The organism is Pseudomonas onubensis (genome assembly GCF_965653655.1).
Lineage (GTDB): Bacteria > Pseudomonadota > Gammaproteobacteria > Pseudomonadales > Pseudomonadaceae > Aquipseudomonas.
In genome coordinates this window covers 21,683-43,377 of the sequence record NZ_CBFHAZ010000029.1, presented here as the reverse complement: position 1 = coordinate 43,377, position 21,695 = coordinate 21,683, and the positions used below count along the sequence as shown (strand labels likewise).

Below are 21,695 nucleotides of genomic sequence, written 5' to 3'. Positions count from 1 at the left end.
GTGATGATCGTTCCCACGCTCCGCGTGGGAATGCAGCCCCGGACGCTCTGCGTCCAACCGGTGACGCAGAGCGTCACAAGAGGCATTCCCACGCAGAGCGTGGGAACGATCGGTGAGCGGTTTAAAAGTCATAACTGAGCCGCGTGTAGTAGAACGCCCCTTCCGGCGCGGTCGGTGACAGGTAGCTGTATTGCTGGCCTGGCGTCTGGCGCAGGCGGCTGTTGAAGTCGTCGGGTTTGCTGTCGAACAGGTTGTTCACGCCCACTGACACGCGCAGTTGCTTGGTGAACGCGTAGTTCACGTCGAGGTCGGTGGTCCATTGCGCGCTGAAGACCTGGTCGTACTGGGCGTTGGTCTCGCTGGCCGCGTATTTGCGGTATTTGCCGTAGCGGGTTTGGTTAAGGGCGATGGTCCATTGGCTGATTTTGTGCACCGCGCCGAACACCAGTTTGTCTTCGGGGTAACCATGCTCGACAAAACCACGCGCTTCACGGGTCAGCACTTCGAAACCGTTGGGGTTTTCGTGGACCTTCTCAATCGTGGTGCGCGCTTTGGTGTAGCCGGCCGACAGGGCCAGGTTGCCGAACTGCGCAAGGTCCAGGTTGTACTTGCCGACAATGTCGACACCTCGGGTGCGGGTGTCGGCGGCGTTGGTCATGAACTGCGCCCAGGAGTACTGGCCGTAGCCGGCATTGGTGAGAATCTGCTCAGCCAAAGGCCCGGAAATACCGCCGCTGAACAGCAGGCGGTCGCGAATCGAGATCTGGTAGGCGTCGATGGTCAGCGAGGCGTTGTCGGCAGGTCGCAGCACCAGGCCCAACGAGTAGTTGGTCGATTTCTCCGGCTTGAGCGGTTGCGCGCCAAGGGCACGGGCGGCCGGGTTGTCGGCGGGCAACATGCGCGTCAACACCGGGTTGCCGTTGGCGTCGAGGTTGGTGGTGGTGGTCCATGACGTGCCGATCTGCCCCAGGCTGGGTGCGTGATAGGCATTGTTGACCGTGGCGCGCAGGCCCACTTGCGGGGTGAAGTCATACCGCGCCGACAGCTTGCCGGTGGTGGCCGAACCGAAGTCCGAGTAGTGCTCGGTGCGCCCGGCGACGCCGACTTGCAGCTTGTCGGTGACCTGGTTTTCGAGGCCGAAATACACGCCGGCCACATCGCGCTTGAAGGTGTCGGCATCGTCCGGGGTCAGGCCAGAGGCTTGTACGGCGCCGACCTGCACACCGTCGATGCCGCCAAATGAGTAGGAGTCATAATCGCCCGCTTCGAGGCGATATTGCTCGTGCCGATACGCCACACCAGCCGAGACCGTCAGCGGGCGGCTGGACCAGTTCACGTCCAAGTCCTTGGCGTAGTCGAGGGTGATGTTGGTCTGGTCATTGACCAGGGTCGCCACATTGAATTTGGTCGGGCTGTTGGCGCCGTAGCTCGGGTTGACGGTGTTGAAGGCCAGTTCGTCGTGCTCGTCGCGGCCATAGGTGGCGCTCAGGTCGAAGCGGCCGATGGACTCGTCTTCATAGCGCGTGCCCACGGTGATGGCGCCGTCTTCATAGCGATAGCGGTACTTGGGAATGGTGCCGCCGGGGTAGATCGCCGACACATTGTTCGGGCTGCTCGCCAGTAACGGCGGCGTGTTGTTGACCGAGGTGTCCTGGCCGAACGTGGCGAAGCTGTAGAGGCGCCATTGGTCGTTGAGGCCGATTTCGGCGTTGGCGGCCAGGTTGTATTTATCGCGCCCGGCACCGCCCCAGCGTGGGTCTTGTACCTGGCCGTCGGCGACGTATTTGTCGCCGATATCATCGGGCTTGTTGTTCAGGGTGTTGAAGCTCAGGGTCAGGAAACCATCGCCCGGCAGGCCAATGCCGTACCAGCCGTCGGTGGTCTTGCTGAAGCCGTCGCCCTGGGCGTATTTGCCCAGTTGGGTGTTGATGCCGCCACCGCTGTCGCGCTCCTTGAGCACAATGTTGACCACGCCGGCCACTGCGTCGGAGCCGTACTGCGCCGAGGCCCCGTCGCGCAGCACTTCGACGTGGTCGATGGCGCTGATGGGGATCATGTCCAGGTCCACCGGCTGCGCGCCAATAAACGGTACGCCACCGGAAATATTCACCACTGCCGAGGTGTGACGGCGCTTGCCGTTGATCAGCACCAGGGTCTGGTCGGGCGACAGGCCACGCAGCGACGCACCCTTGGGGTCTTGCCCACGGGTGGCGCTGTTGTTCTGCGGGAAGTTGAACGACGGCAGCAACTGGAACAGCGCCTGGTTGAGGCTGGTGGCGCCGGTTTGCTTGAGTTCTTCGGCGTTGATCACATCCACCGGGGCGCTGCTGGTCAGGGCCGTGGCGTCGCTGCGCCGGGTGCCGATGGCGACCACGCGGTCGAGGGTCGGTGCCTGGGCCGCGCTGGTTTGGGCCTTCACACTGCTGCTGGCCGGCACGCCTTCCTTGATGATAAATGCGCCGTCCGGGCTGACTTGCACTTGCAGGCCGGTGCCTTTGAGTGCGGCGTCCACTGCCTGTTGCGCCGACAATGAGCCGTCAACCTGAGCCGAAGAATAGTGCCCCAGTTGCGGCGTGAAAGAGATCACCTGACCGCTCTGGCGACTGATGTTCAGCAGCACTTCATCCAGCGGGCCAGGGGCGATGTGGTAGACCTGACGCGCGTCTTCGGCGCTGGCGGCAAAGGACAAAAACAGGCTGGCCAACGGCACCAGGGCAAAGGTTCGAAGCGGCACACGGTTGAACTGACTCACTTTGGCTCCCCCCAAGGAAACTCGAGAACGCTGCTCCCCGCAGCGCTTACGGGAGTGATGTGGGTTGGCGGGGGCAAAACTTGCAGACCGTTTGGTTATGTCCTTAGAACCCGGTTTAGAAATGAAAACCCGGTCAATGTGGGAGCTGGCTTGCCTGCGATGCAGGCGACTCGGTCTGACCGTTGAACCGAGTCGATGCCATCGCAGGCAAGCCAGCTCCCACACGGACTGAGTGAATCCGTCAGGCGGCATTGATGGTCACCCACAGGTCGGTGCGACGGGTGATGTGGATCGGCAAGGTGCGCGCCAGGGTGTCGAGGATTTGCTGTGGATTGTCGAGCCGATAAAGACCACTGACGCGCAGCCCGGCCACGCCAGGGGCCAGGCGCAGCACGCCGTTGTGATACGGCCGCAACGCCTCGATGACTTCCGCCAGCGGGCGGTCGCGCACTTGCAGGAAGCCATCGACCCACGCGGTGGCGCCGGAGGAACTGGCCTGCACCGGGCCGAAACCGCCACGGTCGTAATGCACGGCATGGCCGGCGGCGAGTTGCAGGCGCTCGCCGCTCTGGCTGTCGATATGTACCGCGCCATTGAGCGCCACGACTTGGCCCTGCCCGTCGCGCTCACGCACCAAAAAACGGTTGCCATAGGCGTGCAGGCGCGCCTGGTCGGTCTGAAGCAAAAATGGGCGGTTGCGGTCGCTGGCAACCTTGGCCAGTAACTCGCCTTCGCGCAGACTCACCAGGCGCTGCTGCGGGTTGAACTGGATATCCGCCGCGCTCTGCGCATTGAGCAGCAACTCGCTGCCATCGGCCAAGGTGACGGTGCGACGCTCACCGGTGCCGGTGCGGATGTCGGCGGTCAGTTCCGACAGGCCTACGGGTTTGGCCAGCAGCACGGCGCCGATGGCCACGCCTGCGCCCGCCAACGCGATCTGCAACACCTGGCGACGGCTGGAAGGCGCATCCAGCGCCTGCTGCAAGACCTTGCCGCTGATGCCCTGAGCCTGGGGAATCTGAAACACGCCCAGGCGCGCTTCCAGTTGCTGGCACAACGCATCATGGCGCGGGTCGGCTGCGCGCCACTGGTGATAGCGCTGCCAGTCGGCCGCCGTGGCCTGGCCCGAACGCAACAGCACGTACCAGCGCGTGGCGCTGTCGATCAGGGCGTCGTTCATTCCAGGCACAGCCGCAGGCAACGGTTGAGGGCGCGGGCCATGTAGTCGCTGACCGAACGTTGGGAAATACCCAGCTCGGCGGCGATCTCGGGATAGGTCAGGCCATTGAGTTGCGAGAGCAAAAAGGTCGCCTTGACCTTGGCGGGCAAGCCGTCGAGCAGTTGGTCGATGGCCTGCAGGGCTTCGAGCATTTGCGCAAGGTCTTCGGGCGACGGTGCGTTGCACGTTTCGTCGTTGTCCAGGGCGTCGAGGTAGGCACGTTCCAGGTCACGGCGACGCCACAGTTGGTACATCAAGCGCTGGGCGATGGTGGTAAGCAAGGCGCGAGGCTGACGGATCGGCAGCACGCCGGGCGAACTCAGCAACTGGACAAAGGTGTCGGCGGCGATGTCTTCGGCATGTGCGCGAGAATCGAGGTGGCGGTGCAAACGGCTGCACAGCCAGTCGTAATGACTGCGGAACAATCCGCCCACGTAATCGCTGTGAGAAGTGTCGGCGCCGGACATAGTGGCTCCATCTGAGTTGGTTGCACGTTATGTCCGGTGTTCCGGTGGAGCGATCCTAGCAAGGCTTCTTATTCTTTAATAATATTTAAAAGGCATTCTTATATAACCGATTGTTCGCACGCTGATCGTTCCCACGCTCTGCGTGGGAATGCATCCCTGGACGCTCTGCGTCTGCTCCTGAACGCGTAACGCGGAGCGTGGGAACGATCAGCGATCAGCGCAGGTGCGGGTAACCGGCGGTGGCGGCGGCTTGTTGATAGTTCAGCAGGACGTGGTAGTCGTCTTCGCTGGCAGGCAGAACTGCCTGGATGCCCAGGGTTGCGACCACGTGCGGTAAATCCTGCAACGCCTGATTCATCACCTCACGAATGTGCGCCGCTTGCTCATCGCTCAAGTGCAGCGGGCCGATGAAGGGCAACGTCGGGCTCGGTGCGCTGTGCGTGACGATGCGCAGCCCCGCCACTTCTTCGGGGGCGAAACGGGCGAGGTAGTCGTAGGTCACGCTGTCGATGGCGGCGAGGTCGGCGCGGCCTTCGCGCAGCCAGCGCAGGCTTTCACGATGGGCACCGCTGATGCCGACGCTGGCGAAGAAACGACCGTCGCGTTGCAGCGGTGCAAGGCGTTCACGCAGCAGGTTCATACCGCTGTTGGAGTCGTGGCCGTTGATCACGCCGCGACTGTCGCAGAAGTCCGCCAGTTCGTTAAGCGGGTTGTCCTCGCGGGTCAGCAGCAGGCTGCAATGTTCGCCCTGGCTGCTGTGGGCCAGCTCGTAGCGCGGGCGGCCGATCACGCGCACTTTGCCGCGCAGTTGGGTCATCAGCGGGTAGCCGCAGGTTTGGGTCACCAGCAGCTCGGGCGCCAGCCACAGGCCGTGCAGGTCGAGGTGGTCAGCGTTGCGGCGCGTCAGGTTCAGGCGCTCGAAAATGCGCGCGAGCCATTGTTGGTTGGCCTGTTGCACCGCTGCGGGCGCGACGTACATCAACAACTCGGCGTAGTGGTCACTCATGGTCGTCTCTCACGCAAAAGGGTGCCTTGGGCTGTCGATGGCCTTGAGGCCGTGGCGGCTGATCAACTGACCATAACCCTGCACCAGAAAACCGCCGCTGCGCGCCACCCATTGTTCACGTCGCGCCCGGTAGACCGTGGGCAACAGATACCAGGGCAACTTGGGCAAGTCGTGGTGCACCAGGTGCAGGTTGTTATTGAGGAACAGCCAGGTCCACGGCCAGGACGCTTCGTTGAGCACCGTACGCTGTTCCGGCTGCAGGTGCGGGCGGTGTTCATAGTAGGAACGGATCGACGCCAGGGACAAGGCTGGCGCGGTCACCAGCAGCAAGTAATGCCATACCGGAAGTGTGCTGTAGTGGGCGATAAAGCTCAGCATCAGGATGGTCACGCCGCCGTGGGCCAGCCACATCGGCCACACCTGGGGCAGGCGCTGGAATTGATGACGCGCCAATCGGGCGATGGCCAGCGGCGCTGCCAGCAGAAAACGGCCGAGTACGGTTTTGGTCAGCCAGTGCACGCCGCGCTGGAGCAACGAGCTGTTATCCCACTGGTGTTGATTGAGGTAGCGGCTTTCCGGGTCGATGCCCGGCAGGGTCAGGTCTTCATCGTTGTGATGCAACAGGTGACTGTCGCGGTACAACGTGTAGGGATACCACACGGCAAAAGGCGCGTAGCCGAGCAGTTTGTTGATCAGAAGCGAACGGGTGGGATGGCCATGCAGCAATTCGTGTTGCACCGACAGCCAGAGCGTCACCAGCGGGATCAGCAACACAGTGCTCAGCCACAGGCCCAGCCAGTGGCTGGCGAGGATCACGGCGAACCAGCCGGCGTATACGCCGATCAGCAACAGCCAGGTCGGCCATTCGGTGATTGCAGTAAAACTGCGTGCCAGGGCTTCGATTTCCCGGCGTTGGGTCAGATCAAGATAGTTGGCCATCGGCAGCTCAGAGCAGGTGTTTCCTGCTCTGTGCAGCGAGACGCAAAAATCTTGCAGATCGTTTGGTTCTAAGCTTGTAACTCAGTGGCCGAACAGGCCGGCTTCGGACTTCTTGGTTTTTTTATCGGCGCGTTTTTCATCGGCGGTCTTTGCCGGTTTTTTCTTCGCGGCTTTCTTTGAATCCATACCTTTGGCCATGATGCATGCTCCACGTGAAGGGGATGTAACACTGGGTATACCACCTATTGCTCGGCAGAAGGCGCTTATAATCGGCGGCCCTTGATTACGTTGCCCACACACCATGCCCGAACTGCACCTCCAATTGCTGGCAGAGCCATTGTGGCCACTGCTGAACAAGTTTTACCGCAGCCATAATTCGTCGATGAAGGCGCTCAAGGGCGGCCGCTTGTGGGTGGCGCGCGACAGCGAGATTGTCGCAGGGCTGTGCCTGACGCCGGTGGTGGGTGGGCAATGGTTGACCGGCGTGTTTGTCGACCCGGCGTATCGCGGCCAAGGGTTGGCAGCGCGGTTGATTGCTGCGGCAGCGGCCGATGTGGAAGGCACGGTGTGGTTGCTGTGCCATCCAGACCTGGAAGGGTTGTATCAGCGCATGGGTTTCACCCAGGAAACTACCCTGCCTCAATCTTTAAGCGAGCGTTTGGTGCGCTACAAACGCAACAAGCCAATGATCGCCATGGGCTTAGAACCTTTAGGAAGGACCACTGCGGATAATGTGTGATCGACCCGTGCAAGGCCCGTGCTAGCCTCGACAGCACAGTGGCCCCTTACAGGATGATCATGAAAAACACGCTTGCAGCTTTGTCCCTCACCGCCCTGCTCTTTCCGGCATTCAGCCACGCAGCGGACGCGCCGATTACCACCGAGCAATACGCCAGCGTGTTGGCCGGCAGTTGGCGCGACCCGGCCAACAGCGCGCGTGACGGTTATCGCCACCCGCAGCAAACCCTGGAGTTCTTTGGCCTGAGCGCCAAACAGAGCGTGATCGAGATCACCCCGGGCGGCGGTTGGTTCAGCGAAATTCTCGCGCCACTGCTTAAGGATCACGGGCATTACATCGCCGCCGTGCAAGCCGCCAGCACTAGCGCTTATGCAGCGACGTCCGAACAGAACCTGAAAAACAAATTCGCCGCCGACCCTGCGCGCTATGCCAAGGCCCAAGTCGTCGAGTTCAACCCCAAGGCCCCGGTGTTCGGCAAACCGGCTTCGGTGGACGCCGTGCTGACCTTTCGCAATGTGCATAACTGGGTAGACGCGGGCACCGCTCCGGCGACCTTCAGTGCGTTCTACACGGTGCTCAAACCCGGCGGTGTGCTGGGCGTGGAAGATCACCGGGCCAAAGACGGCGCGGACCTGGAAGCGATCAAGGACAGTGGCTACCTGACCACCGCGCAGGTGGTGAAGCTGGCGACGGATGCCGGGTTCAAGCTGGCTGGGCAGAGCGAGGTGAATGCCAACCCCAAGGACACCAAGGATTACCCGGGCGGCGTGTGGACGTTGCCGCCGTCGTTGCGCTATGGGGAGCAGGATAAGGCCAGGTATCTGGCGATTGGGGAGTCGGATCGGATGACGTTGCGGTTTATCAAACCCGCCCGATAACTCTGTTTGGAATGCATTCCAAATGTGGGAGCGGGCTTGCTCGCGAATACGGTGTGTCAGTTGATGTATTTACTGACTGACCCACCGCATTCGCGAGCAAGCCCGCTCCCACATTTTTTAATCGCGTCCCGTCTGATAATTACTCGTCAGCGGTGGGATCCATATCCGGGAACATCACTTCGATAAACCCGAACTTGCTGAAGTCGGTAATCCGCGAGGGGTACAACCGGCCGATCAGGTGATCGCATTCATGCTGCACCACCCGTGCATGGAAGCCATCGGCAACGCGCACGATCGGCTCGCCCTTGGGGTCGAAACCCTCGTAGCGAATCTGCTGGTAACGGTCGACCGCGCCACGCAGGCCGGGCACCGACAGGCAACCTTCGTAACCTTCTTCCAGCACCGGGCTGAGCGGCGTGATCAGCGGGTTGATCAGGATGGTCTGCGGCACCGGCGGCGCATCCGGGTAGCGTTCGCTGGCCTCGAAACCAAAGATAACAAGCTGCAGGTCCACACCGATTTGCGGAGCGGCGAGGCCGACACCGCCGACGTGTTCCATGGTCTGGAACATGTCATCAATCAATTGCCACAGCTCAGGGCTGTCGAACATTTCGGGCGGAACCGGTGGCGCGATACGCAGCAGGCGCTCGTCGCCCATTTTCAGGATTTCACGGATCATCGATCAGACTTCATCGGTAGTGGGCTTGGAGTGGTCCCGGCCTAGGCCTGAGACGTGCTGTTTTTCATCCGTGTGGTTGTCTTCATCGAATTCCTTTTCCCCTGGGTCCTTGCCTTCTGCCGACATGTGTTCGATGACGGCATTCATCTCCGCGCCGAGCAACAACACGGCGGCGGAAATATAGAAGTACAGGAGCAGGACGATGATCGCACCGATACTGCCATACATGGCGTTGTAGTCGGCAAAGGTTTTGACGTAATAACCAAAGCCCAGTGAGGCGATGATCCACACCACCACGGCCAACACTGAGCCTGGGGTGATAAAGCGGAATTTCTGCTCCACATCGGGCATCACGTAGTACATGAGGGCCACGGCGAACATCAGCAGAATCACGATCAAGGGCCAGCGCAGGATGGTCCATAAGGTGACCACGAATTCCTGCATGCCGATCTGCCCGGCGAGCCATTCCATCACCTGCGGCCCGAGCACCATCAGTGCGGCAGCAGCGAGCAGCATGCCGGCGATGCCGACGGTGTAGAAAATCGACAGCGGGAAGCGCTTCCAGATCGGCCGGCCTTCAACCACGTCATAGGCGGCGTTCATCGCACTCATCATCAGGCGCACGCCGGCCGAGGCGGTCCACAGCGCGATGACGATACCCACCGAGAGCAAACCGCCCTTGGACTGCTGCAACTGGTCGATCACCGGGTTGACCTGCTCCAGCGCCTGGGGCGGCAACACCAGTTCCGACTGCATGCGCAGCCAGGTGAAAAAGTCCGGCAGGTGCAGGAAACCGATCAGGGCAATCAGGAACAGCAGGAAGGGAAACAGCGAGAACAGCATCTGGTAGGCCAGTGCCGAGGCGTAGGTGGGCATTTCGTCATCGACGAATTCCTTGACGGTGCGCACCAGCACTTTGTGGAGCTTGAGGCCGTCTAGTACCGGAAAAATCATAGCGTCTCCTTTCGCCGCAAAAGGGTGAGGTCGTGGGCGACTCAGGGGCCGTTTTCTACATCAAAGTAGCCCATTTGGCGACTTTGAAACAATTTCCAAACTTTAGTTGCACGTTTTACACAAAAACGGCCATCCGTGGATGGCCGTCGGGCTGCATGAATCCAGCCGGCGATTCAGTCTTACTTGACGGCTTTTTTTACCGCATCTTTGGTGTCGCCGACAGCTTTCTGCACTTCGCCTTTCTTTTCCTGAACCACGCCTTCAGCGCGCAGTTTGTCGTTGCCAGTCACTTTGCCAACGCCTTGCTTGATGTTACCAACGGCTTCATTGGCCAAACCTTTTGCCTTATCCGATGTGCTGCTCATGGTATTTCTCCGAAAGAACAATCAAGGGTTTTGGTCACTACCTAAAGATTGACCGGCGGCCGTTCGGCAGAGTTTCAATTATTTTCATCACGCATTTCATCGCCGGCGACAGGTTTGGCTTTATGTTTTGCCGCCAACCCACGAGAATGCCCGGCACATTCAGGCTATAACGCTGAATAACAGATCCCGTAGGAAGGTTATGAAACTCAATAAAGCACAGGCCATCGCCCGCAGAAACCAGGAACTGGGCGGTGCCGTACTCGGCGTCAACAACTGCCACTTCACCGACCTGGACAGCAAACGCAACATCTGGTGGTTCGACCTGCCGCTGGTGCGCATTGGTGTGGGCCAGTACGAGTGGGTTCACTTGTTGATGCACAACGCCGAGACGGACCAGTTGCTGCACCTGAAGGTGCCAACGGCGTTCCTGCGCGAACACATCGAAGGGCTGGTGGTGCGCAATGCGGGCAAGCGCAAGCCGGAGATTACCCTGGAGCTGAGCGCGGATAAGGATTCGTTCTTGAAGGATGTGCGCCCGGCGGGTGCTGGCGTGGGCTTTGCGCAGTTCGCCTTGTAGGAAAACGGAGCAAAATGTGGGAGCGGGCTTGCTCGCGAATGCAGAGTGTCAGTCACCGGATGTGTCGCTGACTCACCGCATTCGCGAGCAAGCCCGCTCCCACATTTGGAATGTATTTCAATGCTGAAAGATCAGCAGCCATAAAAAAACCCGCATCAGCGGGGTTTTTTATCGGTTACTTTTTAAGACCGAGCTTCTTCAGCTCTTCATCACGCAACTCTCGGCGCAGGATCTTGCCCACGTTGGTGGTCGGCAATACATCGCGGAACTCCACGGCCTTGGGCACCTTGTAGCCGGTGACATTGGCGCGCATGTGTTCCATCACCTGGTCCTTGGTCAGGGTCGCCCCTGGCTTGACCACGATAAAAATCTTGATGTGCTCACCGGACTTTTCATCCGGTACACCGATGGCCGCACATTGCAGCACGCCCGGCAGGCTTGTCAGCACGTCTTCCAGCTCATTGGGGTAGACGTTGAAACCGGAGACCAGAATCATGTCTTTCTTGCGGTCGACAATGCGGATGTAGCCGTCTTGCTGGATGATAGCGATGTCACCGGTCTTCAACCAGCCTTCGCTGTCGAGCATTTCGGCGGTGGAGTCGTCGCGCAACCAATAGCCCTTCATCACCTGCGGGCCTTTCACACACAGCTCGCCGGTTTCACCCAGTGCCAACTCGGTGCCGTCGTCGGCGATGACTTTGCACACCGTGGATGGCACCGGAATGCCGATGGTGCCGATCTGGATATGCTGGATCGGGTTGACGGTGGCCACCGGGCTGGTTTCGGTCATGCCGTAACCTTCGCAGATGCCACAGCCGGTCACGGCTTTCCAGCGCTCGGCAGCCGCCAGTTGCAGGGCCATGCCGCCCGACAAGGTCACTTTGAGTGCGGAGAAGTCCAGCTTGCGGAACGCCTCGTTATTGCACAGCGCCACGAACAGCGTGTTCAAGCCGACAAAGCCGCTGAACTTCCACTTCGACAGTTCCTTGACCATCGCCGGCAGGTCGCGCGGGTTGCTGATCAGGATGTTGTGGTTGCCGATCAGCATCATCGCCATGCAATGAAAGGTGAACGCATAGATGTGGTACAGCGGCAGCGGCGTGATCAGGATCTCGCAGCCTTCGTTGAGGTTGGAGCCCATCAGCGCCTTGCACTGCAACATGTTGGCGACAAGGTTGCGGTGGGTGAGCATCGCGCCCTTGGCCACGCCGGTGGTGCCACCGGTGTATTGCAGCACGGCCACATCGCTGCTGGCCGGGCTGGCGTCGTTAACCGGTTGGCCGTGCCCCTTGGCCAGCACGTCGTTGAACTTGATCGCCTTGGGCAAGTGATAGGCCGGGACCATTTTCTTTACGTACTTGATGACGCTGTTGATCAGCAGGCGCTTGAACGGCGACAACAGGTCAGCGACTTCGGTGACGATCACGTGCTTGACGGCGGTCTTGGGCACGACTTTTTCAGCCAGGTGCGCCATGTTCGCCAGGCAAACCAGGGCCTTGGCCCCGGAATCATTGAATTGGTGTTCCATTTCCCGCGCGGTGTACAGCGGGTTGGTGTTGACCACGATCAGGCCAGCACGGATGGCGCCAAACACGGCAACCGGGTATTGCAGGACGTTGGGCAGTTGCACGGCGATTCGATCGCCGGGCTTCAAGTCGGTATGCTGTTGCAGGTAGGCGGCGAAGGCGCCGGACAATTCGTACAGTTCACCGTAGGTGATGGTCTTGCCCAGGTTGCTGAAAGCCGGTTTGTCAGCGAAGCGCTGGCAGGACTGTTTCAGTACCGCCTGAATATTCTGATACTCGTCTGGATTGATGTCTGCAGCAATCCCGGCGGGGTACTTATCCTTCCAAAAGTCTTCGTTCATGGAAGCCCACTCCTCAGCGACGCGAATTCATCATCGCATTTGATGCGATTATTATTGGTGTATGTTTTTTTAGGTGAGTCTGGCGCTTTCAAGCAGGCCGAGAAGTCACAAAGCGCGCCGAGAGTAGCAGCTTTGCCAAGGGCCGCCTAGAGCCAAAAGAAGGCCCTACAGTCATAAACATGACTCAAGAATATCTAATAGTCATTTTTAGAGCAAAGATTCTATAAGCCAGGAAACGGCTCTGGAATGGGCCTTCCCAGGATAAACGCGGCCCAAATGTGGGAGCGGGCTTGCTCGCGAATGCGGTGGTTCAGTCGATACCTCTAGTGACTGATACACCGCATTCGCGAGCAAGCCCGCTCCCACATGTTTGATTGCATTTCAATTCAAGCTCAGGCGATGTCGCGCAGCTCCCTGCGCAGAATCTTGCCCACCGGCGTCATCGGCAACGACTCACGCAACACAATGTGCTTGGGCACCTTGTACCCGGTGAAGTTGGTCTTGCAGTACGCCTTCAACTCATCAACGCTCACGCCCTGGGCGCGCGCCACTACAAACAGCTTCACCGCCTCGCCGGTGCGCTCGTCCGGTACGCCGATCACCGCGCAGTTGGCCACTGCCGGATGCGCCATCACCACGTCTTCGATCTCGTTGGGGTACACATTGAAGCCCGAGACGATGATCAGGTCTTTCTTGCGATCGACGATGCTGACAAAACCATCGGCGCCGATCACCGCGATATCGCCGGTTTTGAGCCAGCCTTCGGCGTCGAGGGTCTCGGCGGTGGCCACGGGTTGCTGCCAATAGCCCTTCATCACCTGCGGGCCTTTGATGCACAGCTCGCCGCGCTCGCCCAAGGGCAACTCGCGGCCTTCATCATCAATCACCTTCATGGCCGTACCCGGCACTGGAATGCCCACGGTACCCAGCCGCGACTGGCTTCCATAAGGGTTGGTGCTGGCCACCGGCGAGGTTTCGGTGAGGCCGTAGCCTTCGCCGATGGAGCAACCGGTGAGTGCCTTCCAGCGCTCGGCCGTGGCCTTGACCAGCGCAGTGCCACCCGAGTTGGTGATCTTCAGATGGGAGAAATCCAGGGTCTTGAAATCGGGGTGATCCATGAGCGCCACGAACAGCGTGTTCAGCCCGAGCAGGCAGGAGAACCGCCACTTTTTCAGCTCCTTGATAAACCCGCCGATGTCACGTGGGTTGGTGATCAGCACGTTGTGGTTACCGGTCACCATCATGCACATGCAGTTCGCTGTGAAGGCATAGATGTGGTACAGCGGCAGCGGCGCGATCATCACCTCCTGGCCTTCTTTCACCAGCGGCTGGCCGTCATCGGTGACCTGGGACATACACGCCCGTGCCTGCTGCATGTTCGCTACCAGGTTGCCGTGGGTGAGCATCGCGCCCTTGGCCAGGCCAGTGGTGCCGCCGGTGTATTGCAGCACGGCGATATCATCCAGGGTCACCGGATGGCGAACCACCGCCTGGCCCGCGCCCATGCGCAAGGCGCGCTTGAACGACACCGCGCGTGGCAGGCTGTAGGCCGGGACCATTTTCTTGACCTTGTCGACCACGGTGTTGACCAGCCAGCCTTTGGCGGCGGGCATGAAGTCGCCCATCCTGGCTTCGATCAGGTAGTCGATCTCGGTGTCGGTGCACACGTCCTGCACCCGCGAACCGAACAGGTTGAGGTAGACCAGCGCGCGCACGCCGGCGTCCTTGAACTGATGGCGCATCTCACGCGGGGTGTACAGCGGGTTGGTGTTGACCACGATCAACCCGGCGCGCAGCGCGCCGAACACCGCAATCGGGTAATGCAACACGTTGGGCATCTGCACCGCGATGCGCTCGCCGGGCTTGAGGTCGGTGTGGTTTTGCAGGTAGCCGGCGAACGCGGCACTTTGGCGCTCAAGCTCGGCGTAGGTCAGGGTGATGCCCATGTTGCTGAATGCCGGACGGTCGGCAAAGGCCTTGCAGGAGCGTTCAAAGACCTCAATCACCGATTTGTAGGTAGTGAGGTCGATGTCATTGGGAACGCCCGCCGCGCGTTTGTCATTCCAGAAATCAGGTTGCATTATTCTTGTCCTCGTACCTGAGTGTGTCCGGCCGCTTTCTCATTGGTATAAAAAGCGGAGCTTTGGGGACGTTAGCAGCTATGGCCAAACAGGCAAATACGCGCAACTGTGTCATTTATTGTATGAATCTTGCCCCTAACGTGTAGGCAGATACACCAGACCCGGCCAGATGAGCTATACACTGCAACGACCCTGAGCAAAGGAAGCGCTATGAACCACAGCACCTTCTGGCTGACCGCGAATGACCGCAGCCGCCTGTACGTCAATCAATGGCTGCCGGACGGGCCCGCCAAGGCCATGATCATGCTGTCCCACGGCATGGCCGAGCACAGCGCGCGCTATGCACGCCTGGCCGAGTCTTTGTGCGCAGCCGGCTACGGCCTGTACGCGCCGGACCAACGCGGCCATGGCCGCACAGCCGACGAGGGCACGCTGGGGCTGTACGCCGAAAAGGATGGCTGGAATAAAGTGGTGGGCGACCTGGCCAGCCTCAACCAGCACATCGGCCAGCAGCATTCGGGCCTGCCGATCATCCTGCTGGGGCACAGCATGGGCAGCTATATCGCCCAGGCGTACCTGCTGCACCATAGCGCGAGCCTGAATGGGGCGATTCTCAGCGGCTCGAATTTCCAACCGGTGGCGCTGTACCGCGCCGCCGGCGTCATTGCCCGACTGGAGCGCGCGCGCCAAGGCCTGCGCGGGCGCAGTGCATTGATCGACTTTCTGTCGTTCGGCTCATTCAACAAGGCGTTCAAACCCAACCGTACCGCGTTTGACTGGCTCAGCCGCGACCCGCTGGAGGTGGACAAGTACATCAATGACCCGTTGTGCGGCTTTCGCTGCACCAACCAACTGTGGGTCGACCTGCTCGGCGGCTTGCAGCAAATCAGCAAAGCGTCCAACCTCGCACAGATCGATCCGGGCCTGCCGATTATGGTGATGGGCGGCGAATGTGATCCGGTGAGTGAAGGCAAGCGTCTCAAAAGCCTGGCCCATGCGCTGCGTGAGGCCGGCTGCCAGAACCTGCAATTGACTATCTACCCGCAGGCGCGTCATGAAGTGTTCAACGAAACCAACCGCGATGAAGTGACAGCGGATGTGCTGCAGTGGCTCGACCACGCCCTGACATTACGCAGGCCGGCGCGCTGCGAATAATTTTTTCCTTTAAAATCAACCTATTAAATTACCGATTAGCCACAGGATGCACCTTTAGATGACCCAGGTTACCAACACCCCATACGAAGCCCTCGAAGTCGGCCAGACCGCCAGCTACAGCAAGACCGTCGAAGAGCGCGATATCCAGTTGTTCGCGGCGATGTCCGGCGACCACAACCCGGTGCACCTGGATGCCGAGTACGCCAAGGCGACCATTTTCAAGGAGCGTATCGCCCATGGCATGTTCAGCGGCGCGCTGATCAGTGCAGCCGTTGCCTGCGAGCTGCCTGGGCCGGGCACCATCTATATCGGCCAGCAGATGAGCTTCCAGAAGCCGGTAAAAATCGGCGACACCTTGACCGTGCGCCTGGAAATTCTGGAGAAATTGCCCAAGTTTCGTGTGCGCATCGCCACCCGTGTATTCAACCAGCGCGATGAGCTGGTGGTGGACGGTGAGGCGGAAATTCTTGCGCCGCGCAAGCAGCAGGTTGTTACGTTGACTGAGCTGCCGCCGATCAGCATTGGCTGAGAGCAGTTTCAACGTTAATACAAAACAAATGTGGGAGCGGGCTTGCTCGCGAAAGCGGTGGATCAGTCACCTTAGATGTTGACTGACACTCCGTATTCGCGAGCAAGCCCGCTCCCACATTATTGGGTTACAGCACTGGGCTTAAGAGTTAGCGCGAGCCTGGTTACGCAGGGCTTTCACCTGGTCGTGGTTGCGTTGTGCGCCGTGGAACTGACGCTCAACCAAGTCACGAATACCCAGCAGGTTGTGCTTGTTGATCTTCTCGATCGCTTCCTTGTAAGCCTTCAGGGCGTGGTCTTCACCGCGCTCGGCTTCGTTCAGTACTGCCTCTTCATCTTTACCGGTGACCATCGACTTCACGTCGACCCAACCACGGTGCAGAGCGCCGGCAACCGAACCGGATTCTTCCGGATCGCCACCCAGGGCACGCACAGCTGTTTGCAACTCGGCTGCGGCAGTGGCGCAATCGGCGGAGCGTTTCTGGAACAGCGCTTTCAGCTCCGGATGCTTGATGTCTTCAGCACAAGTCGCGAAGCCTTTCTGGCCGTCTTTGCTGGTCTCGATCAGGTCGTTGAGTACGGAGATCGATTCTTTATTGATGTCAGTCATTTTTCAATTCCTTGTGCGGGTTAAGAAGGTTGTCTTAATGATTGCAGCGCCCGTGCCAGCTTTTGAAAAACTATTTTATTGATATTTTTCAAAGACTTACGAAATATTGAACCATCTGTATGTACGTTATTTGCATGATCTGTCATTTGGCCTTCATGCAGAATGCCTGTATTTTCCAAGGTCTCGACTCCAGCCCCTGAAGACCATGAACCCCGAAAAACTCGAATTGCTGATCACCCGCGAAATGCCCTTCGGCAAGTACAAGGGCCGGATCATCGCCGACCTGCCCGGCCCTTACCTGAATTGGTTCGCCCGTGAAGGTTTTCCACACGGCGAGCTGGGCGGTTTGCTCGCCTTGATGCAGGAAATCGACCACAACGGCCTGTCCGAACTGCTGGAGCCGCTGCGCGTAAAACACGGCAAACCTGCCCCCCGTCATTAAAGAGCGCCTGCTATGCCAAGGAATGCGGACAACGAACGTCACTGGCACGCCATCGCCCAGCGCTATGAGCTGGAGCCCGGCCCGATCAATCTGGAAAACGGCTACTTCGGGCGCATGAGCCGTGCTGTACGCGCGCAGTATCTGGAGCATGTGGCCTTTATCAACCGCAGCAACTCGCTGTATGTGCGCCAGCGCTTCGAGCAAGGTGACAACGTCGAGATCCGTCGGCAACTGGCCGGGTTGATCGATGCAGACCCGGAGGCAATCGCCTTCACCCGCAACGCCACCGAGGCTTTGCAGTCGTTGATCCGTAACTACAACGGCCTGCGGCCGGGCGATCAGGTGCTGATCAGTGATCTGGAGTACGACACGGTCAAAGGCGCCATGCGCTGGCTGGCCGGTGTTCGCGGCGTGGAAGTCGTCGAACTTGCCCACACTCACCCGGCCAGTTTCGACAGCCTGGTGCAGACCTATCGCGATGCATTCGCGCAGTACCCGCGCCTCAAGTTGATGGCGCTGACCCATGTCACCCACCGCACCGGCCTGGTGATGCCCGTGGCAGCCATCGCCAAGGCGGCCCGTGAGCATGGCGTGGACGTAATTCTGGATGGCGCCCATGCGTTGGGCCAGATTGAATTCAACCTCGCTGAGCTGGGCATTCAATTCGCCGGGTTCAACCTGCATAAATGGATCGGTGCGCCGCTGACCCTGGGCTTTCTGTATATCGCCCCGGAGCGCCTGGCCGATATCGACCCGGACATGGGTGAATTTCACTACCCGGCCAGCGACGTGCGTGCGCGCACGTCCTACAGCACGCCGAATTTTCCGGCGTTGATGACCTTGCCGCTGGTGCTGGAGGAGCATCGCAACCTGGGCGGCTCGGCGGCCAAGGGCGCGCGGGTCAATTACCTGCGTGATCGCTGGGTCAGCCAGGTACGCGGGTTGCAGGGGATTGAAGTGCTGACGCCGGATGATCCGCGGCTGTATTGCGCGATTACGGCGTTCAAGTTTACTGGGCGGGAACAGCAGGAGATGGCAGATCGGTTGCTCAAGGACTATGGCTTGTTTACTACCACTCGCTCGGGCGCGGCGTTTGGCAGCTGTATTCGTGTGACACCGGGGTTGGTGACGTCGGCTGCGGACATGGATGTGTTGGTTAATGCCATCGCCGAACTAAACGCAGATTAAACCTGTGGGAGCTGGCTTGTGTGGGAGCGGGCTTGCTCGCGAACACGGTGTGTCAGTCGATGAATATGCAACTGAACCACCGCATTCGCGAGCAAACCCGCTCCCACAGTTGATCGGCGTTGAATGTGAGTTTTTTGCAGGCAAAAAAAAGCGGTACACCGACCAAGTGCACCGCAAAAATGCCGTTAAGCACAGCAACAACGATTCGGTAAATCAGCTCAGTCCAGCAGCGCCAGCGCCTGTGCGGTGACTTCCTGGATACGGGCCCAGTCGCCGTTCTTGACCCATTCAGGGTCCAGCATCCAGCTACCGCCCACGCACATCACGTTTTTCAACGCCATGTAGTTTTTGATGTTGGCCGGGCCAACGCCGCCAGTCGGGCAGAATTTAACTTCGCCAAACGGGCCGCCCAGGGCCTTGATCGCTGCAACGCCGCCGCTGACTTCCGCCGGGAACAGCTTGAAGCGGCGATAACCCAGGCCATAGCCTTCCATGATGCCGGAGGCATTGCTGATGCCGGGCAGCAGCGGGATCGGGCTGTGCACCGAGGCTTCGAGCAGGTCGCGGGTAATACCGGGCGTGACGATAAATTGCGAACCCGCCACCTCGGCCGCTTCGAGCATGTGGCGGTCGAGCACGGTGCCGGCACCGGTGCACAGTTCAGGGCGTTGCTCGCGCAGTACCTGAATGGCCTTGAGGCCGAACTCGGAACGCAGGGTCACTTCCAATGCGGTCAAACCGCCGGCTGCCAGGGCATCAGCCAGCGGCAGGATGTCCTGTTCGCGGGCGATGGTGATCACCGGCAGGATCCGCGCCTTGGCGCAGAGGCTGTCGATCAAGGCAACTTTATCCGCCATGGACACGGTCGGTTGAGGGCTTTTCATAGCGGCTGATCCTTGGCTCATGGGCACCAGTAAATCTCTAAAGTAGGTTGCAAAAACGCGCGAATCGGCATGGCAGCAACGTCATCACTGGCCAGCGCGGCGCTCAAGGTGGTCAATTTCGAACTGCCGGAAATCGACAGCACGGTGTAATGGGCCGTGGCCAGCAGCGCACGACTCATGGTCAGGCGCTGGTGCGGCACGGTCGGCGCCAGCATCGGCCAGCAACGGCGGGTGCCGTCGGGCTTGAGCGCCTCGCCCAGGTTCGGGCTGTTGGGGAACAGCGATGCGGTGTGGCCGTCATCGCCCATGCCGAGTACCAGCACATCGATAGCGGGCAGCTCTGCCAACTGGCGATCGGCCAGTTCGGCGGCGTCTTCAAGGTTCGCGGCAACGTTGTACAGGCTGAGGAACCTGGCCTTGGCCGCCGGGCCCTGGAGCAAATACTTCTTCAACAGGCCGGCATTGCTGTCGGCGTGTTCCACCGGCACCCAGCGCTCGTCGGCCAGGGTGATAGTCACCTTGGACCAGTCCAGGCCTTGCTTGGCCAGGTTCTGGAAAAACGCCACGGGGCTGCGGCCGCCGGACACGACCAGGGTCGCTTCGCCACGCGCACTGATGGCCGCACGCAGTTGCTCGGCAACGTCATTGGCCAGCCCATCGGCCAGCAACACCGGCGTGCGGTACTCATGGGCTGTCACGCCCTGAGGCAGTTTCAATTCAGATATCGCCATACCACGACCTCCCATCCCGCGTGATCAGTGCAATCGAGCTCATCGGCCCCCAGGACCCCGCCGCATACGGCTTGGGCGCATCACCGGATTTTTTCCACCCGGCGATCAACTGGTCACACCACTTCCACGCGGCTTCGATTTCATCTTTGCGAACAAACAGGTTCTGATTGCCGCGCATTACTTCCAGCAACAACCGCTCGTAGGCATCGGGAATCCGCGCGCTGCGATAGGTGTCGGAAAAATTCAGTTGCAGCGGGCCGCTGCGCAGTTGCATGCCCTTGTCCAGGCCTTGCTCTTTGGTCATCACACGCAAGGAAATACCTTCGTCCGGCTGCAGGCGGATGATCAGTTTGTTGCTGATCTGCAGGCGCTGCTCGGGGGCGAAGATGTAGTGGGACGGTTCCTTGAAGTGGATGACGATCTGCGACAGTTTTTGCGGCATGCGTTTGCCGGTACGCAGGTAGAACGGCACGCCGGCCCAACGCCAGTTGCGGATATCGGCACGCAGGGCGACAAACGTCTCGGTGTCGCTCTGGGTGTTGGAATTTTCTTCTTCGAGGTAACCCGGCACCGGCTTGCCGGCGCTGTAGCCGGCGATGTACTGGCCGCGCACCACCTGGGTGGTCAGGCCTTCCGGACTGATCGGCGCCAGTGCCTTGAGCACCTTGACCTTCTCGTCACGGATGCTGTCGGCGGACAGGTCGGCCGGTGGGTCCATGGCGATCAGGCACAGCAGCTGCAACAGGTGGTTCTGGATCATGTCGCGCAGCTGGCCGGCCTTGTCGAAATAACCCCAACGGCCTTCGATACCGACCTGCTCGGCCACGGTGATTTCCACGTGGGAAATGTAGTGCTGGTTCCACTGGGTTTCGAACAGGCTGTTGGCGAAACGCAGCGCGATCAGGTTCTGTACGGTTTCTTTGCCCAGGTAGTGGTCGATGCGGTAGGTGCGGTTTTCCGGGAAAAACTGCGCCACGGCGTCGTTGACCTTGCGCGAGGACTCCAGGTCCGAGCCAATAGGTTTTTCCAGCACCACGCGGGTGTTGTCCGCCAGGCCGACCTTGGCGAGGTTCTCGCAGATCGCGCCATACACCGCCGCCGGGGTGGCGAAGTAGGCGATCAGGCGTTGTTCGGCACCGACCTTTTCGGCCAGGGCGACATAATCGGCGGCGTTCATGAAGTCGACGTGCACATACGCCAGGCGCGCCAGGAAGCGCGCGGCCACGGCTTCATCGAGTTCCTTGCCGACGTATTTACGCAGTTCTTTTTCGATATGGGCCAGGTGTTCCTGCTCGGAACCGGCTTCACGGGCCAGGCCCAGGATGCGCGTATCCTCGTGCAGCAGCCCGGCGCCATCGAGTTGATAGAGGGCAGGAAATAACTTGCGCAGCGCCAGATCACCCAAGGCGCCAAACAGGGCAAAGGTGCAGGGTTCTACGGTTATCGAAGGCATGATGTTTGTTCTTTTATCAAGTTAAGCTACAAATACCTTTTTTCAAGGCATCACTCAAGGAAAAATGTAGTAATAACCACAACATTTTCCCGAAATACGCATTCCGAGTGGTGGTGTTCAGCTACCCTCAGTAGGATAGGCCACCGCAAAGGGCCACTCGTCGATTGGTTGCCGCCCTTTA

Annotated in this window: 21 protein-coding genes; 7 read left to right on the top strand and 14 right to left on the bottom strand. The window is 59.9% G+C overall.

Going from position 1 to position 21,695, the window contains the following annotated elements; genetic code table 11:
* Positions 1-121: 121 nt before the first annotated feature.
* From ACTD9P_RS12490 to ACTD9P_RS12470, 5 genes are all read right to left on the bottom strand, one after another.
* Positions 122-2,752: a TonB-dependent receptor domain-containing protein gene (locus ACTD9P_RS12490; RefSeq protein ID WP_438867940.1), complete on the bottom strand. Its 2,631-nt coding sequence runs from the start codon at positions 2,750-2,752 to the stop codon at positions 122-124.
* Positions 2,753-2,993: 241 nt separating this feature from the next.
* Complete coding sequence (locus ACTD9P_RS12485) at positions 2,994-3,932, bottom strand: FecR domain-containing protein (protein ID WP_438867939.1); 939 nt, start codon at positions 3,930-3,932, stop codon at positions 2,994-2,996.
* Entirely contained in the window at positions 3,929-4,438 is a 510-nt protein-coding gene (locus ACTD9P_RS12480) for a sigma-70 family RNA polymerase sigma factor (RefSeq protein ID WP_200433431.1), read from the bottom strand. The genes ACTD9P_RS12485 and ACTD9P_RS12480 overlap by 4 nt, the downstream gene beginning before the upstream one ends.
* 214 nt (positions 4,439-4,652) lie before the next feature.
* The gene (locus tag ACTD9P_RS12475; RefSeq protein ID WP_438867937.1) at positions 4,653-5,444 is read right to left on the bottom strand and encodes a phosphate/phosphite/phosphonate ABC transporter substrate-binding protein; all 792 of its coding nucleotides are present in this window, start codon (positions 5,442-5,444) and stop codon (positions 4,653-4,655) included.
* Positions 5,445-5,453: 9 nt separating this feature from the next.
* Positions 5,454-6,383: a fatty acid desaturase gene (locus tag ACTD9P_RS12470; RefSeq protein ID WP_438867936.1), complete on the bottom strand. Its 930-nt coding sequence runs from the start codon at positions 6,381-6,383 to the stop codon at positions 5,454-5,456.
* A gap of 301 nt (positions 6,384-6,684) precedes the next feature.
* On the opposite strand from ACTD9P_RS12470, the gene ACTD9P_RS12465 reads away from it, so the two are divergent.
* Both ACTD9P_RS12465 and ACTD9P_RS12460 read left to right on the top strand, forming a co-directional pair.
* The gene (locus tag ACTD9P_RS12465; protein WP_438867935.1) at positions 6,685-7,122 is read left to right on the top strand and encodes a GNAT family N-acetyltransferase; all 438 of its coding nucleotides are present in this window, start codon (positions 6,685-6,687) and stop codon (positions 7,120-7,122) included.
* Positions 7,123-7,181: 59 nt separating this feature from the next.
* Complete coding sequence (locus tag ACTD9P_RS12460; RefSeq protein ID WP_438867934.1) at positions 7,182-8,000, top strand: class I SAM-dependent methyltransferase; 819 nt, start codon at positions 7,182-7,184, stop codon at positions 7,998-8,000.
* A gap of 139 nt (positions 8,001-8,139) precedes the next feature.
* Here ACTD9P_RS12460 and def read toward each other — a convergent pair whose 3' ends face one another.
* The 3 genes from def to ACTD9P_RS12445 all read right to left on the bottom strand — a co-directional run bounded on the left by def (position 8,140) and on the right by ACTD9P_RS12445 (position 9,998).
* Positions 8,140-8,679 carry a peptide deformylase gene (gene def / locus ACTD9P_RS12455; protein WP_286839396.1) on the bottom strand — a complete coding sequence of 180 codons (540 nt, stop codon included), beginning with the start codon at positions 8,677-8,679 and terminating at the stop codon, positions 8,140-8,142.
* A gap of 3 nt (positions 8,680-8,682) precedes the next feature.
* A complete protein-coding gene (locus tag ACTD9P_RS12450; protein ID WP_438867933.1) occupies positions 8,683-9,633 on the bottom strand; it encodes a YihY/virulence factor BrkB family protein in 951 nt (316 codons plus the stop codon).
* Between the two features lie 179 nt (positions 9,634-9,812).
* Positions 9,813-9,998, bottom strand: coding sequence for a CsbD family protein (locus tag ACTD9P_RS12445; RefSeq protein ID WP_003213044.1), 186 nt, complete (start codon positions 9,996-9,998; stop codon positions 9,813-9,815).
* Between the two features lie 199 nt (positions 9,999-10,197).
* Between ACTD9P_RS12445 and ACTD9P_RS12440 the strand changes: the two genes are divergently transcribed.
* Positions 10,198-10,575 carry a hypothetical protein gene (locus tag ACTD9P_RS12440; RefSeq protein WP_017139196.1) on the top strand — a complete coding sequence of 126 codons (378 nt, stop codon included), beginning with the start codon at positions 10,198-10,200 and terminating at the stop codon, positions 10,573-10,575.
* A gap of 175 nt (positions 10,576-10,750) precedes the next feature.
* On the opposite strand, the gene fadD1 is transcribed toward ACTD9P_RS12440, so the two are convergent.
* A complete protein-coding gene (gene fadD1, locus ACTD9P_RS12435; RefSeq protein ID WP_438867932.1) occupies positions 10,751-12,442 on the bottom strand; it encodes a long-chain-fatty-acid--CoA ligase FadD1 in 1,692 nt (563 codons plus the stop codon).
* A gap of 392 nt (positions 12,443-12,834) precedes the next feature.
* On the bottom strand, positions 12,835-14,523 hold the full coding sequence (gene fadD2, locus ACTD9P_RS12430; protein WP_438867931.1) for a long-chain-fatty-acid--CoA ligase FadD2: 1,689 nt from the start codon (positions 14,521-14,523) through the stop codon (positions 12,835-12,837).
* 210 nt (positions 14,524-14,733) lie between these two features.
* On the opposite strand from fadD2, the gene ACTD9P_RS12425 reads away from it, so the two are divergent.
* Positions 14,734-15,678 carry an alpha/beta hydrolase gene (locus ACTD9P_RS12425; RefSeq protein WP_438867930.1) on the top strand — a complete coding sequence of 315 codons (945 nt, stop codon included), beginning with the start codon at positions 14,734-14,736 and terminating at the stop codon, positions 15,676-15,678.
* Between the two features lie 58 nt (positions 15,679-15,736).
* Positions 15,737-16,207, top strand: a complete 471-nt coding sequence (locus tag ACTD9P_RS12420; RefSeq protein WP_438867929.1) for a MaoC family dehydratase — start codon at positions 15,737-15,739, stop codon at positions 16,205-16,207.
* A 141-nt stretch (positions 16,208-16,348) separates the two neighbouring features.
* Here the strand turns inward: ACTD9P_RS12420 and ACTD9P_RS12415 are convergent, their stop codons facing one another.
* A complete protein-coding gene (locus tag ACTD9P_RS12415) occupies positions 16,349-16,816 on the bottom strand; it encodes a ferritin-like domain-containing protein (RefSeq protein ID WP_438867928.1) in 468 nt (155 codons plus the stop codon).
* A 205-nt stretch (positions 16,817-17,021) separates the two neighbouring features.
* Here ACTD9P_RS12415 and ACTD9P_RS12410 point away from each other — a divergent pair, with 205 nt between their 5' ends.
* The gene (locus tag ACTD9P_RS12410; protein WP_017139191.1) at positions 17,022-17,258 is read left to right on the top strand and encodes a DUF3820 family protein; all 237 of its coding nucleotides are present in this window, start codon (positions 17,022-17,024) and stop codon (positions 17,256-17,258) included.
* 12 nt (positions 17,259-17,270) lie between these two features.
* A complete protein-coding gene (locus tag ACTD9P_RS12405; RefSeq protein ID WP_438867927.1) occupies positions 17,271-18,446 on the top strand; it encodes an aminotransferase class V-fold PLP-dependent enzyme in 1,176 nt (391 codons plus the stop codon).
* A gap of 218 nt (positions 18,447-18,664) precedes the next feature.
* Here ACTD9P_RS12405 and ACTD9P_RS12400 read toward each other — a convergent pair whose 3' ends face one another.
* The 3 genes from ACTD9P_RS12400 to zwf are packed head-to-tail and all read right to left on the bottom strand — an operon-like array spanning position 18,665 to position 21,514.
* Positions 18,665-19,330: a bifunctional 4-hydroxy-2-oxoglutarate aldolase/2-dehydro-3-deoxy-phosphogluconate aldolase gene (locus ACTD9P_RS12400; protein ID WP_026013852.1), complete on the bottom strand. Its 666-nt coding sequence runs from the start codon at positions 19,328-19,330 to the stop codon at positions 18,665-18,667.
* A gap of 17 nt (positions 19,331-19,347) precedes the next feature.
* The gene (pgl, locus tag ACTD9P_RS12395; protein WP_065930483.1) at positions 19,348-20,061 is read right to left on the bottom strand and encodes a 6-phosphogluconolactonase; all 714 of its coding nucleotides are present in this window, start codon (positions 20,059-20,061) and stop codon (positions 19,348-19,350) included.
* Positions 20,048-21,514 (bottom strand): glucose-6-phosphate dehydrogenase, encoded by a 1,467-nt coding sequence (gene zwf, locus ACTD9P_RS12390; protein ID WP_138814107.1) that lies wholly within the window; start codon positions 21,512-21,514, stop codon positions 20,048-20,050. Before zwf ends, pgl begins: the two co-directional genes overlap by 14 nt.
* Between the last annotated feature and the right edge of the window lie 181 nt (positions 21,515-21,695).